Annotated in this window: 10 protein-coding genes; 8 read left to right on the top strand and 2 right to left on the bottom strand. The window is 69.3% G+C overall.

The features are described 5' to 3' along the window. Window positions 1-200 precede the first annotated feature (200 nt). The 4 genes from ACQ7HM_RS01870 (at window position 201) to ACQ7HM_RS01885 (ending at window position 3,524) form a co-directional block, all read left to right on the top strand. The gene (locus ACQ7HM_RS01870; RefSeq protein ID WP_434214540.1) at window positions 201-875 is read left to right on the top strand and encodes a response regulator transcription factor; all 675 of its coding nucleotides are present in this window, start codon (window positions 201-203) and stop codon (window positions 873-875) included. Then, a complete protein-coding gene (locus ACQ7HM_RS01875; RefSeq protein WP_434214541.1) occupies window positions 842-2,056 on the top strand; it encodes a sensor histidine kinase in 1,215 nt (404 codons plus the stop codon). The genes ACQ7HM_RS01870 and ACQ7HM_RS01875 overlap by 34 nt, the downstream gene beginning before the upstream one ends. Continuing rightward, window positions 2,053-3,126 carry a hypothetical protein gene (locus ACQ7HM_RS01880; RefSeq protein WP_434214542.1) on the top strand — a complete coding sequence of 358 codons (1,074 nt, stop codon included), beginning with the start codon at window positions 2,053-2,055 and terminating at the stop codon, window positions 3,124-3,126. The genes ACQ7HM_RS01875 and ACQ7HM_RS01880 overlap by 4 nt, the downstream gene beginning before the upstream one ends. A gap of 131 nt (window positions 3,127-3,257) precedes the next feature. Continuing rightward, window positions 3,258-3,524: a LuxR C-terminal-related transcriptional regulator gene (locus ACQ7HM_RS01885; RefSeq protein ID WP_434214543.1), complete on the top strand. Its 267-nt coding sequence runs from the start codon at window positions 3,258-3,260 to the stop codon at window positions 3,522-3,524. 10 nt (window positions 3,525-3,534) lie between these two features. Here ACQ7HM_RS01885 and ACQ7HM_RS01890 read toward each other — a convergent pair whose 3' ends face one another. Beyond that, window positions 3,535-4,881 carry an LCP family protein gene (locus ACQ7HM_RS01890; RefSeq protein WP_434214544.1) on the bottom strand — a complete coding sequence of 449 codons (1,347 nt, stop codon included), beginning with the start codon at window positions 4,879-4,881 and terminating at the stop codon, window positions 3,535-3,537. A 411-nt stretch (window positions 4,882-5,292) separates the two neighbouring features. Here ACQ7HM_RS01890 and ACQ7HM_RS01895 point away from each other — a divergent pair, with 411 nt between their 5' ends. From ACQ7HM_RS01895 to ACQ7HM_RS01905, 3 genes are all read left to right on the top strand, one after another. Then, window positions 5,293-6,567: a DUF222 domain-containing protein gene (locus tag ACQ7HM_RS01895; protein WP_434214545.1), complete on the top strand. Its 1,275-nt coding sequence runs from the start codon at window positions 5,293-5,295 to the stop codon at window positions 6,565-6,567. A 142-nt stretch (window positions 6,568-6,709) separates the two neighbouring features. Further along, window positions 6,710-7,714, top strand: a complete 1,005-nt coding sequence (locus tag ACQ7HM_RS01900) for an ATP-binding cassette domain-containing protein (protein ID WP_434214546.1) — start codon at window positions 6,710-6,712, stop codon at window positions 7,712-7,714. Further along, entirely contained in the window at window positions 7,711-8,535 is an 825-nt protein-coding gene (locus ACQ7HM_RS01905) for an ABC transporter permease (protein WP_434214547.1), read from the top strand. Before ACQ7HM_RS01900 ends, ACQ7HM_RS01905 begins: the two co-directional genes overlap by 4 nt. On the opposite strand, the gene ACQ7HM_RS01910 is transcribed toward ACQ7HM_RS01905, so the two are convergent. Next, on the bottom strand, window positions 8,532-11,828 hold the full coding sequence (locus ACQ7HM_RS01910) for a BTAD domain-containing putative transcriptional regulator (RefSeq protein ID WP_434214548.1): 3,297 nt from the start codon (window positions 11,826-11,828) through the stop codon (window positions 8,532-8,534). The genes ACQ7HM_RS01905 and ACQ7HM_RS01910 overlap by 4 nt on opposite strands. A 182-nt stretch (window positions 11,829-12,010) precedes the next feature. Here ACQ7HM_RS01910 and ACQ7HM_RS01915 point away from each other — a divergent pair, with 182 nt between their 5' ends. Continuing rightward, the gene (locus tag ACQ7HM_RS01915; protein WP_434214549.1) at window positions 12,011-12,880 is read left to right on the top strand and encodes a 1,4-dihydroxy-2-naphthoate polyprenyltransferase; all 870 of its coding nucleotides are present in this window, start codon (window positions 12,011-12,013) and stop codon (window positions 12,878-12,880) included. Window positions 12,881-12,918 lie beyond the last annotated feature (38 nt).

A 12,918-nucleotide genomic window follows, 5' to 3' on the forward strand; every position in this document is an offset into this window, starting at 1 on the left:
ACAACCGTGTACGCCGTTCATACGACATCACTGCGCAGACTCCGCGGCGGCACCGTGAACTGCGATTTCTCGGGTCAGAATCGACTGGTGGCGCGCTCCTATGAACAACCGATTGTGACCGTCGATCGGCACTGTCACCCTCGAGACACGGCGTCGGGCACTGCCGCACCTATGCCTCGACCCGACCGTCGCGGCACGCGATGACCATCCCGGACCCACCACCGGGCCGTCCCGCCCGGATCGGAGTCATCGATGACCACGAGATCGCGATCCTCGGGCTCAAGGCGATGATGGAGACCACCAGCGACCTCGCCTTCGTCGGCGGGGGCGCCACGGTGAAGGACCTGCTGACGATCACCACCGAGCTCGATCTGGTGGTGCTCGATCTGCGTCTCGACGACGGCAGCTCCCCGCGCAAGAATGTCGAGGAACTGCGCTCGCACGGCATCGAGTGCCTGGTGTACACCTCCGCCGAGGAGGCCTATCTCGTCCGATCGGCCGCTGCCGCAGGCGTTCTGGGTGTGGTGCGCAAATCGCCGCGCGCCGTGGAGATCCTCGAGGCCATCCGTGCCGCCGTGCGCGGCGAGACCATCGCGACCATGGACTGGGCCGCCGCCATCGACGCCGACCAGGAGTTCGTGGAGGTCAACCTCAGCCCGCGTCAGCGAGAGGTGTTGGAGCTGTACGCATCCGGTGAGGCCAACGCCCGCGTGGCCAAACTGACCGGCCTCTCCGTGGACACCGTCAGCCAATACCTCGGTCGCATTCGCAACAAGTACGCCGCGGCCGGGCGACCCGCGCCGACCAAGACCGACCTCTACAAACGCGCAGTGGAGGACGGATGGCTACCGATGCCCCGCCGACCCCGCGACTGAACGACCGCACCGCGACCCGCGTACCCGGTGACGCCGAACGGCGGATCGTGCGCCAGTTCGCCATCTTCACGAGTGCGGGCTACATCGCCTACGGACTGCTGTGCGCCGGGAACATCGTGAAGTCGTTCTCGTACATGTCGAGCTGGTGGGCCCTCGGCGGACCGATCCTCGTCTTCGGCAGCGGCCTCGCGATCGGTGTGGTCGCCGCACTGGGCAAACAGGATCTGATCAAACCCACGATCGTCGTCGCCGTCGCGGCATACGTGATCGTGGCGCTGCTGGTACCGGTCGCCTGGAAGAACGGGGTCTACAGCGACGAGCGCGGACTGTGGTTCTCCCAGTTCCCCGGCGTCGCGGGTGTCGCGATCGGCGGTGCCTGGCCCCGAGCACGAGCCCTGGTCTACCTCGCCGTGCTCACCACGATCGCCACGTTCATGAGCCGGGTGGTGCGCCCCGACGACCTCATCGTCCCCCTCGGGCCCGATCTCGCCTTCGCCTTCGCCTACTGCCTGCCGTTCACCGCGGCGGTCATCATCGGTGTGCGCACTGCTCGGTTGCTCGACGAGACCCGGACCGACGCGTTCCATCTCGCGGCGCGGGCGGCCGCGGCCCGAGCCCGCGACTCCGAACGTCGACGCTTCGACGCCCTCACCCACGACGGTGTGATGACCGTGCTGCTCGGCGCGGCGCGGAAAGGTCCGACGACGTCGCTGCGCGCATTGGCGTCCGACACGATCGCCGAACTCGGTTCCGAGCAGACCGGTAGCGATTCCGTACCGGCCACCGCCGCGATCGCCCTGCTGCAGAGCGCCGTCACCGACATCGACGACTCGATCGCGTTCACCGACATCCGCCACCCACCGGTGGGTCTCACCACCTACCCGCAGGACGTGTTGCGCACGATGTCGGCGGCCATGGCCGAGGCCCTGCGCAACAGCCTCCGTCACGCTGGTCCGGACGCGCGCACCGCCGTCGAGGTGGCGATCGCCGCGGATCGGCTGAGCATCGAGATCATCGACGACGGCGTCGGGTTCGATCCCTCCCGCGTGCCACCGCACCGTCTCGGTGTCGCGGTCAGTGTGCGAGGACGCATGGAGCAACTCCCGGGCGGTGTCGCGGGGATCCGTTCGGCCCCCGGGCAGGGCACCCAGGTGACACTCGAATGGGCACGACCCCGATGACGACCCCACGCGCGACCCATTTCGACACCGACGCGCCCCAGGACGCGCGCGCCCTCGTCGGCTTGCACACCACCGGGGCGAAGATCGTCGTCGCGATCTATCTCGGCCTGTCCGGGTTCGCGATTCTCGTCATCACCCCGCCCGATACAGCGTCGCTCGCGAGCACCGCGGTGTCGCTGCTGATCCTCACCGTCGCGACGGTGGGGATCATCGTGATCCCCACCGATCCACTGCCTCTGCGCGCCGCAGTGCCGATGGCGTCAGCGGGGGCGGTGAGCTGCGGAGTCGCGCTGACTTTTGTCGACCCGTCGGCCCGAGCTGCGGGGATGAACTGGATACATGCCCTCGGCACGGCCATCCTGTGTTTCCTGTGCGTGCGTGGGCGCACCAACGTCGCCTGGGTCGGCATGGCGCTGATGCTCGGCGCGTTCCTGGTGGCGGCCATCGTGGGACCGGCACGTGTCGGCGTCGGACCGCAGGTGACGCTCATCGACGTCGCTCCCCTGTCGATGGCCACGGTGTTCAGCCTGACGTTGCGCCCCAGTGCGACACTGATCTTCGAGCTGCGACGGTCGGGCGCACGTCGCAGCGCCGAACTCGCTGCGCAGACCGCCGCGGCGGCCGAACGCGATGCACAACTGGCCGAACTGGACAAGCTCGCGCGCCCCATGCTCGATCGCATCGCGGCCGGCGACGAACTGACCCCCGCCGAGCGTGAGTCGTGCGGGTTGCTCGAGGCGCACCTGCGCGACCGGTTGCGCGCTCCGGGCCTCGCGACGACCGAGGTGGCCGATGCGGCGAGGGCGGCGCGCAGTCGCGGCGTCGAGGTGATCCTCCTCGACGACGACCCCATGCGGTCGGCGCCGATCGACGCCCTCGTGGGGGTGCGCGCCGTGATCGTCGACATCCTGGAGTCCTCGACATCGGGTGACGTGCGTGTACGCCTGCTGCCGCCGAATCGGTCGGCGATGGCGTCGGTCGTGGTGCGCGACGGCGGCGACATGTACCGCCGCGACTTCGGATCCGACGGCTCCGAAATCGTGCGCTCACCTGTCGACGTCGACGCCTGATTGCGTGCCCCATCTAAGGGTGACCCCCGTTCAGGGGACACCAGATGATGTGTCTGTTCGGTGTCGGTACGTCTGGTTACCGTTGCCCCATCGCGTCGGAACCGTCGACGCCCCTGTGATCGGACCTCTCCATGACCGCCGTTCTCGACCCATCGCCCCTGCGAACCCTGACCCCGCCGGCCCTCAGCGACCGCGAACGCGAGGTGCTGCGCGCCTGGGTTCTCGCCGACAGCAAGAACGGGGTCGGCAAGCGGCTCTACATCTCCGAATCGACGGTGAACACCCACATCACGCGGATCCGCGCGAAGTACGCCGCCGTGGGACGGCCGGCGCCGTCGAAGGCATCGCTGCTGGCCCGCGCCCTCCAGGACGGCATCGTCGACATCTCCGAACTCTGAGTTCTGCCGCTCAGTTCACGCACGGCACGCCCGACGCGGTGCTCGTGACCGGGGCGCCCTGATCAGGGGCGGGATCCTGCGAGGTGGGGTCCGTGGAGCCGCTGTCGGTGCTCGACGTGTCGCTGCCCGACGTGTCGGCGGTCGACGCGAGCGGTGTCGCGGTGGACGTCGGGGGTTGCGGCGGGATGATCCCGAACGCGGTCTGGACCTGCGTGCGGATCGCCGCCGGGTCGACGATGTTCACGTCCTGGTTGTCGACGGTGTCGTACCGGACCACGGGCAGCGTGCGAAACGCCAGATTCTGACCCGAGATGTCGCCGATGCGGTGTGCGTAGTCGACGATGTCCCAGCCCGACGACAACACGATGTCGCGCTGCGCCACGGCGACGAGTGCGTTGAGTCTGTCGAGATCGCCGAAGATGCCCGACGACTGCAGCGAATGCGCCACCGAGATGAGGAACGCCTGCTGGCGGTGGGTGCGGTCGAGGTCACCGTTGTCGAGTCCGTGTCGCTGCCGGACGAACGCCAACGCCTGCGACGCGTTCAGCGTGTGCACCCCGGCGCTGAAGTGGGCGCCCGAATAGCTGTCGTTCACAGCGTGATCGAGGCACACCTTCACGCCGCCGAGTGCCTTGGCGATGTCGTAGAAGCCGACCAAACTGACCTCGGCGAACCGGTCGATCGGCACACCGGTCAGCTCACGCACGGTCTGCAGGGTCTCCGCGCGGCCCGCGTCGCGGCCGTCGGTCTCCAGCGTCGCCGGGTCGGTGACACCCTGGTCGACGAGCTTCTGTTCGGCCTGCGCCTTCATCAGGCCGTAGGCCTCTTTGATCTTCGCGTGGTCGTACCCGTCGATGCCGTGCACCGCGACGTAGTCGTCGCGCGGGATCGAGAACGCGGTGATGTGCTGCCCGTCGGCCGGAACGTGCACGAGGATCAGCGTGTTCGTGTTGTAGCCGCCCTCGTCGCCGTCGCCGGCGTGCAGCGCGGCGAGCACCGACGCCGGCAGGTCGTTGCCGTCGCGGTCCTTACGGGAGTCGAGCCCGATCAAGAGGATGTTCTCGGCGCTGCCCGTCGACTTCGGCGCGCCGGCCAGCACGTCGGACGTGTGGAATCCCCCGCCGATGTGCTGCGCCTCGCCCCACGCGAGTCCCGATCCGAGCAGGACTGCGCACGAGGCCAGCGCAACGAGCGGACGCACCAGGCCCCGGCCGGAACGGCGGCGCGGAACGGGCCGTGCGGTCGCGCGACGATGGTGTCGTGGACGGACGCGGGCGATGACCTCGGTGGGCGCGTCGGCGGTCGGGTGGCGGCGTGCAGCGGCGTCGGGATGTCTGCGTGAACGCTCGGGTGGCATGGTTGGTGTCCCACTGTCGATCGGGTGGCCCGATCCGGTGGGTCGGTCGCGTGCGAACCGCCGACTGTATCCGAGGGACCTGTTCTCGGCCACTCGCTCAAACACCGGATACGTTGCGAAACAGACGCTTCGGGCGATTCAGTTCGGACTGTTCGCACCCTCAGCGCGCTGAGTGGGCAGTTATCCGCGTCGATCGGGCAGTTGTCTCCGTCGATCGGGCAGTTGCCTGCATCGAGTGAGCGGATCCGTCCGAGTTCCTGTGGATGGATGCTGTTCTCGACCCTGTTTCTGTCGGAGCCGAGGCGTAGCCTGGTCGTCGGGGAAGTCTGTTTCACTCTATGTTGTTGTCCCTCAATACTATTCGATACATTTGCTCTTGCGCCTCAGTCCGAACGTATGTACGATCGAAGTATGACCGGGGGATCATTCATCGCGCTCGCCGACCGACTGGTCGACGAGTTCGGTTCACAGGGAACAGTTGTCGCCGACGTCGACACCGAGATCGTCGCCGCCATCCGTGGCGCAGTCGCGCTGCGGGCCGTCGTCGACGGTGTGTTGACACGATTGACGTCGCAGGCCGAACGCGTCGGGGTCGCGTCGCACTGTGGGATGTCTTTGCGGGAGCTGTTGGCCGCCAACGGTGTCGCACCGGCCGTCGCGTCACGATTGATCCGTCTCGGGCGAGCCGCCGAGGTCCTCCCGGTGCTGGCGCGATACGCCCGCGACGGCGGTATGTCCGCCGAGCATCTCGACGCCGTCGCGCGAGGAGTCGACCACGTCGCGCGTCGCACCGGAGAAGCGCTCGACTCCGAGGTGGTGTCGAACCTGGAGCGACGGCTCATCGGATGCGCTGTCGCCGGGAAGACACCGTCCGAGATCGTCGACGACGCCCGCGCGGTGGCCATCGCCCATTCGCCGGCCGATCCATCCGTCCTCCCTGTCGCCGAGGACCCGGCACTCAACGAACTGGGATGGTCGCAGTCCGGAGACGGCCGGCTGACCGGCGAGTTCGACCTCGACGTCGCCACCGGCGAACGGCTCGTCACCGCACTCGACGCCGCATCACGACCCCGTCCCGAACCCGACGGATCCCCCGACCCGCGCCCGGTGGCCCGGCGACGAGCCGATGCGTTCGCCCAACTCCTCGAGGCCGGCACCCGCGGACTGTCACCCGACGCCCTGTCGGGGCCGCCGTCCACCGAGGTGATCGTCACCGTCCCCCTCGACGAGGCGGACCCCGCGAGCGCAGCCCGGCTCAACTGGCTCGGACCGATCTCGGACCTCGCGGCACGGCTTCTGGCCTGCGACGCGCGAGTCGTGGGAATCGGGGTCGACCTCAACGGTGCACCCGTATCCGTCGCCGCGCAGAAACGGCTCTTCACCGGCACCACCCGGAAGATCGTCCTCACCCGAGACCGGTGCTGCGTCAAGTGTGGAGCTCCGGCCTCCCGGTGCGACGTCCACCACATCATCCATGTCGCCGACGGCGGTCCCACCACCGTCGACAACGGGTGCGTGCTCTGTCGTAGCTGCCACGTCGCCGTCCACACCGCCGGGTGGGACATCGTCATGGGCCACGACCGACACCCCTGGCTCATCCCGCCACCGACAGTCGATCCCCGCCGCACACCGCAACCGGCCTACACCCGAAGAACTTTGACGGCCATGGAACCGATCGCGGCGTAGCGCCGTCATAGGACCAACGCTCCCGCCCTGTGGCGGAAACGGCACGAACATTGACAACTCCACAGTGTGATCGTCGGCCGGGAACCATGCCACGACAGTCCGCGACAGCGTCACGACAGAGCTGTCGCGGACAGTCGTGGGCATGACATCACCTCACAGTTCCGACGCGCCGGCCATCGAGGCCCGCGGGTTGGTGAAGCATTTCGGCAACACGCATGCGGTCGACGGTGTCGACCTGGTCGTACCCGCCGGATCGGTGTACGGCGTGCTGGGCCCCAACGGCGCGGGCAAGACCACCACCGTCCGCATGCTCGCGACCCTCCTGAGGCCCGATGCCGGAACGGCGCGCGTCTTCGGTCACGACGTGGTCGCCGCACCCGTGGCCGTCCGGTCGCTGGTGGGGGTCACCGGTCAGTACGCCTCCGTCGACGAGGACCTCTCCGCTCGCGAGAACCTCATCATCTTCGCGCGACTGCTCGGGAAGTCCCGGGCGCAGACACGGACCATCGCGAGCGACCTGCTCGAGGAGTTCGGTCTCGAAGAGGCGGCGAACCGACCGCTCAACGAGTTCTCCGGCGGCATGCGGCGGCGGCTCGACCTCGCGGCCAGCCTCATCTCCGCTCCCCCGCTGCTGTTCCTCGACGAGCCCACCACCGGTCTCGACCCGCGCACCCGCGCCCAGATGTGGGAGACGATCCGTCGGCTCGTGTCCGAGGGGTCGACGGTGTTGCTGACCACCCAGTACCTCGACGAGGCCGATCAGCTCGCCGACCGGATCGCCGTCATCGACCGCGGAGTCGTGATCGCCGACGGCACGGCCGACGAACTGAAGGACTCGGTGGGCGTCAACACGTTGCAGGTTCGCCCGACGTCGTCGTCGGATTGCGTTGCGACACTGCAGATCGTCGAACGGGTCACCGGTGAGAAGGGGTCGCTGAGCCCGGAGGCCGGACGGGTCGCGGTTCCCCTGGCCCGACCGGATGCCGTGTCGGAGGTGATGACCGCCCTGGTCGCGGCGGACATCGCCATCCGCGAACTGTCCGTGGCCAAACCCAGCCTCGATGAGGTGTTCATGACCATCACCGGCAAGCCCGCCGACGGTGCCGAATCCGGCTCCGCCACAGAGTCCGAGGAGGACGCAGCATGACCACCCAGACCCTCGACCGTCCCGCCGCCCATCCCCGCGACACCCGCTCGGTGCCGCACTCGGTCGGCTTCCTCGACACGGTCCGCCAGTCCCTCACCATGGGTTACCGCGGAATCCTCAAGATCCGCCACAACCCCGAGCAGCTGTTCGACGTCGTGTTCCAGCCCATCGTGTTCACGTTGATGTTCACCTACATCTTCGGCGGGGCACTGGCCGGCAGTGTGTCGCAGTATCTCCCGATCATCATCCCGGGCATCCTCGTCCAGTCCGTGATCACCACGTCGGTCGTCACCGGGACCCAACTCCGGGAAGACATGAACAAGGGCGTGTTCGACCGCTTCACATCGCTGCCGATAGCGCGGACCAGCCCCTTGGCGGGAGCACTGCTCGCAGACGTCGTGCGCTACCTGATCGCCACGGTCATCACGTTCGTGGTCGGCATCGCGATGGGATGGCGCCCCGAACCGCTGGGTCTCATCGGAGCCACCGTCCTGGTCATCATCTGCAGCTTCGCGGTGTCCTGGATCTGGGCCCTCATGGGCATGTTGGTCAAGAAGGCATCTGCGGTGCAGGGCTTCTCGCTGATGATCCTGTTCCCGCTGACCTTCGTCTCGAACGCCTTCGTGCAGCCCGAGACGATGCCCGGCTGGCTGCAGGCGTTCGTGAAGATCAACCCGGTGTCGAATCTGGTGACGTCCGTGCGTGAACTGACCAACAACGGCCACGTCGGCATCCACGTGCTGTGGTCGCTGCTCGGTGCGGCCGTCCTCATCGCGATCTTCGCGCCGCTCACCGTGCGGGCGTACATGCGCAACGCTTAGGCGAGCGCTTCGATCATGGTCTGCAGGATGGTCTCGGCGGCACGCCGCCGGGACATCCTGCCGATCTCGGTGTCGAGGTCTTCCCAGACGCCGGCCGCGACCGCGCCGCGGGACCTCGAGGTCGCGACGGCGTGGTGAAGGATCGGGAAGTCGAGGCGTGCGCAGGAACGCACACCGAGCGCGTAGAGCCTCGCCGCGGTGTCCGACCCGGGGTCCTCGGCGACGAGTGCGGTGGCGAAGGCGAGCGCGCAGGCACCGATCTGCGGGATGTCCTGGTAGCCGGACGGTTCGAACTGCGCGGACACGAAGTCGCGCAGCATCGGGAGCCGCCGGTACGCGGCGTCGGCGTCACCGGTCGACGCCGCCATCGTCACCGCGGAACTGAGGACGAGCAGCATCGTCGGATCCGCCGTCGCGCCCGCCAGAGTGCCGAGCACCTCGTCGAGAACGCGCGCGGCGATGGCTCCCGCGGTCGCCCTGTCGCCTGAGGCGTGAGCCACCTCGGCACTGGCCATCATGCCCGTCCCGACCACCTCGACGCTCCCCGCCGGCAACGGCTGGTCCACGGTCCAGCCACCGGACAGCTCATCCACGATCTCGCGCGCCCGCTCGATCTCCCCGATGCCGACCAGACTGCAGGCGAGATAGGTCCGGACCTGGACGACCTCGTCGACGGAGCCGAGTTCGGTGAGGAGGTGCGTTGCGCGCGAATAGCTCTCGACCGCATCGCCGTAACGCCCGCTCTGGCCGTGGATGTTGCCGATCTCCATCGCGCCGGTCGCGGTGATCCACAGGTCACCGCGGTAGACGGCCAACGATTGCGCGTCCTGCGAATCGCGGAGCGCGCCGGTGAGGTCGCCGACGTTCTCGCGGGCGTTCGAACGCACCGACAGCGCGATCGCCCGCACCAGCGGGACCGACGAACGCGCACCCCGGGTGAGAATGCGCAGTCCGCTGTACGTGCTGCGCGCCAACAGGATCGCGCTCACGAAGTCCGCGGGCAGCGCCATCGTCTCGTCGGGGTGGAAGACCGTGCGCAGCGCGATCCGCGCCCGAGCCAACAACCGCAGCTCAGGGTGGATCATGATCAGGTGGCCGGCCACCATCAGGAGGGCGACCTGCCACAGCTCCCGTCGGTCGTCGGGGAGGTCACGTGGCGGTCGCCCGAGCAGGCCGATGATGCGGGGCGCCCAGTTGCGGACCTCGACGTGCAATCCGCGCGCCACCCATCCCGAGGCCATCACCGGGAACACCGCGACCACGGCCGACACGGCGTCGTCGGGACGCTCCGTCGCGTCGAACTCGGTGCAGCGGCGCAGGATCCACACGATGTTGTCGTTGTCGGCGACCACCGTCGCCATCGCCGCCGCCTGCTCACCGCCGTCGTAGAGGGCGCGGGTGTCCTCGGCCCATCCGATGGCCCACCGGATCATGGCCGCGTCGACCTCGTGCGCCTCGCCCGACGCGGCGAGCTGCTCCTCGCCGAACTCGCGGACCATCTCGAGCATCCGGTAGCGGATGTGTCCGTCGACCTCGGTCACCGTCAGCAGGGACTGGTTGACCAGCTGTTCGAGGACGTCGTCGACGAGGGTGAGCCCCGCGCCGCCGGCCACGACGACATCGGCGGCGGCGACGGTGAACCCGGCGGGGAAACGACACAGCCGCCGCAGGGCCGAGCGCGCCTCGTCGTCGAGCAGATCCCAACTCCACTCGATGACGGCGTGCAGCGTCCGATGTCGGCGTGGTGCGGTGCGATCGGACGTGCGCAACAGGCTGAGTCGGCCACGGGCGAGACGTGCGGACAGCAGTCGGGCGATCTCGGACACGCTCAGGGTACGCACGCGCGCGGCGGCGAGTTCGATGGCGAGAGGCAGGCCGTCGAGGTCACGACACAGCTCGGCGACGACGCCGGGATCGATGGCGACGTCGGAGCGCACGGCGCGTGCTCGCGCGACGAAGAGCTCGACCGCCGGCGAATCGGCGACGTCGCTCGACAGCGGCGCCAAGCGGTGGATGACCTCACCCGGCACCATCAGCGGCGCGCGGGAGGTGGTGAGCACGGTGAGGTCGGCGACGGCGGCGATCAGGTCGGTCACCACCTGCGCGCTGCCGTCGATGATCTGCTCGCAGTTGTCCAACGCGAGAACGGCATCGCGGCCGACGAGGGTGTCGGCGAGCCGGTCGGCCAGATCGCCGACGGGGATACGCGGCGCACCCGACGGCGTGAGGTCGGACTCGCCGACACCGAGGGACGCGGCGATGGCCGCGACGACGTCGTCGTCGTTGCGGACCGACGCCAGCTCGACGAGGTAGATCGTCCGGCCCGCCTCGGCGATCCGTCGGCCGACGGCATGCACCATGCGGGTCTTGCCCGCGCCGCCGGGACCGGCGATGGTGACCACCCGGTGCCGGTCGACCGCGGCGAGCACCGCGTCGATGTCGCCTGCGCGACCGAGCAATTCGTTGGGTTCGGACCGCAGACCGACGGCACGGGTGGCGACCGACGGGCGCGGGATCGGGATCACCGGAGGCGGGAACGGGACCTGCACCGGGGTCAGCAACTCGCGATGCAGTGCCTCGATCTCGGCGCCGGGGTCGACACCGAGTTCGGCGGACAGGGCGCGCCGGAGTCGGGCGTGCACGGCGAGCGCGTCGGCGGTACGGCCGGCCGCCGCCAGCTCACGCATCAGAAGCAGGTGCGCGGGTTCGTCGAGGGGGTCGCGGTCGCAGAGGTCCTGGGCGATGGTGCGGGCGGTCTCGTGGTCACCCGCCGCCGACGCGGCCGCGGCTCGCGCCTCATCGAGCCGCCGACGCAGATCGTCACCGAGAGTGCGCAACTCACCCGCGAGTGGGTCGCCACCGGGGGTGTCGGGACCGAGGTCGTCGCCGGGCACACCGCGCCACAGGGCGTCGGCCTCGGCCAACGCGTCCGGCGTCGCGACGGCGGCGAGTGCGCGGGCCCGGTCAACGTCGACGGCGTGGCCGCTCAGGTCGAGGCGATAGCCGGTGGCCGCGCCGGCGAGCATGCCCGACGGCAGCACCTGCCGGAGTCGGGAGATCTGGGTGTGCAACGCGGCCTGCGGCGACTTGGGGCGGTCGTCGCCCCACACGAGGTCGATCAGCGCGGACGCCGAACGGACACCGCCGCGGGCAAGGGCGAGGGCGACGAGCAGGCGGCGGGCACGGACGCCGGGGACCTCCACCATGCCGGCGGGGGTCGCGACCGCGACGGGACCGAGAAGGCCGATCGTCACCGTCGACGCGTCCACCGACACCTTCACCTCTCCGGCCATGCGTTCGGCCCGACCTGTCCCGGCCGTCTCGATGTCCGCAACGCCCGGATGTTCACAGTAGTGGCGGCCACCTGCGATGACTCGGCGCCGGCACTTCGGATCGGACATAGCGGACCGTAGAGGCCGGGCGGGCGCGGAACCACCGATGCGTCGCGACACAGCGGTAGGTCAAGATTGTCGACATGGCTACCCCGAAGCAGTGGATCGACGGAGCGCGGCCGCGCACGTTCCCGAATGCGATCGCCCCCGTGGTGGCGGGCACCGGCGCGGCGGGCTGGCTCGGCGACGCGGTCTGGTGGAAGGCGCTGCTCGCGCTGGCGGTGTCGCTGTCGCTGATCGTCGGGGTCAACTACGCCAACGACTTCTCCGACGGCATCCGCGGCACCGACGACGATCGTGTCGGACCGATGCGGCTCGTCGGGTCGAAGGCCGCCCCCGCGGTGGCGGTACGCAACGCCGCGTTCGCCGCGTTCGGTCTGGCCGCGGTCTGCGGTCTGGTGCTCGCGTTGAGCAGCGCGTGGTGGCTGATCGTCGTGGGCGTCGTGTGCATCGCGGGCGCCTGGTTCTACACCGGCGGCAAGAACCCCTACGGCTACGCGGGTCTCGGCGAGGTCGCGGTGTTCGTGTTCTTCGGGCTCGTCGCGGTGCTGGGCACGCAGTTCGTGCAGGCCGAGCGGATCGACTGGATCGGCGTGGTCTGCGCGGTCGCCGTCGGTTCGTACTCGAGCGCGGTCCTCGTGGCGAACAACCTGCGCGACATACCGTCGGACACGGAGTCGGGCAAGAACACCCTCGCGGTCCGCCTCGGCGACACCCGCACGCGCACCACGCACCTCGCGCTCGTCGCACTGCCGTCGGTGCTCAGCCTCGTGCTGATCGCCGCGACGCCGTGGGCGCTGCTCGGGTTGATCGCCGCACCGCTGGCCTGGCGGGCCAACGCACCGGTCCGCAGCGGCGCGCTGGGCCCGGCCCTCATCCCGGCGATCGCGCAGGCCGGCATGGCGATGGTGGCCTGGGCGCTCGCGACCGCGGCCGCCCTGTTCCTCGCCTGAGCTCACGTGACGACACTGCGCCCGTGAGGAACTCACGG

Source organism: Williamsia sp. MIQD14, from assembly GCF_051025635.1.
Taxonomy (GTDB): Bacteria; Actinomycetota; Actinomycetes; order Mycobacteriales; family Mycobacteriaceae; genus Williamsia_A.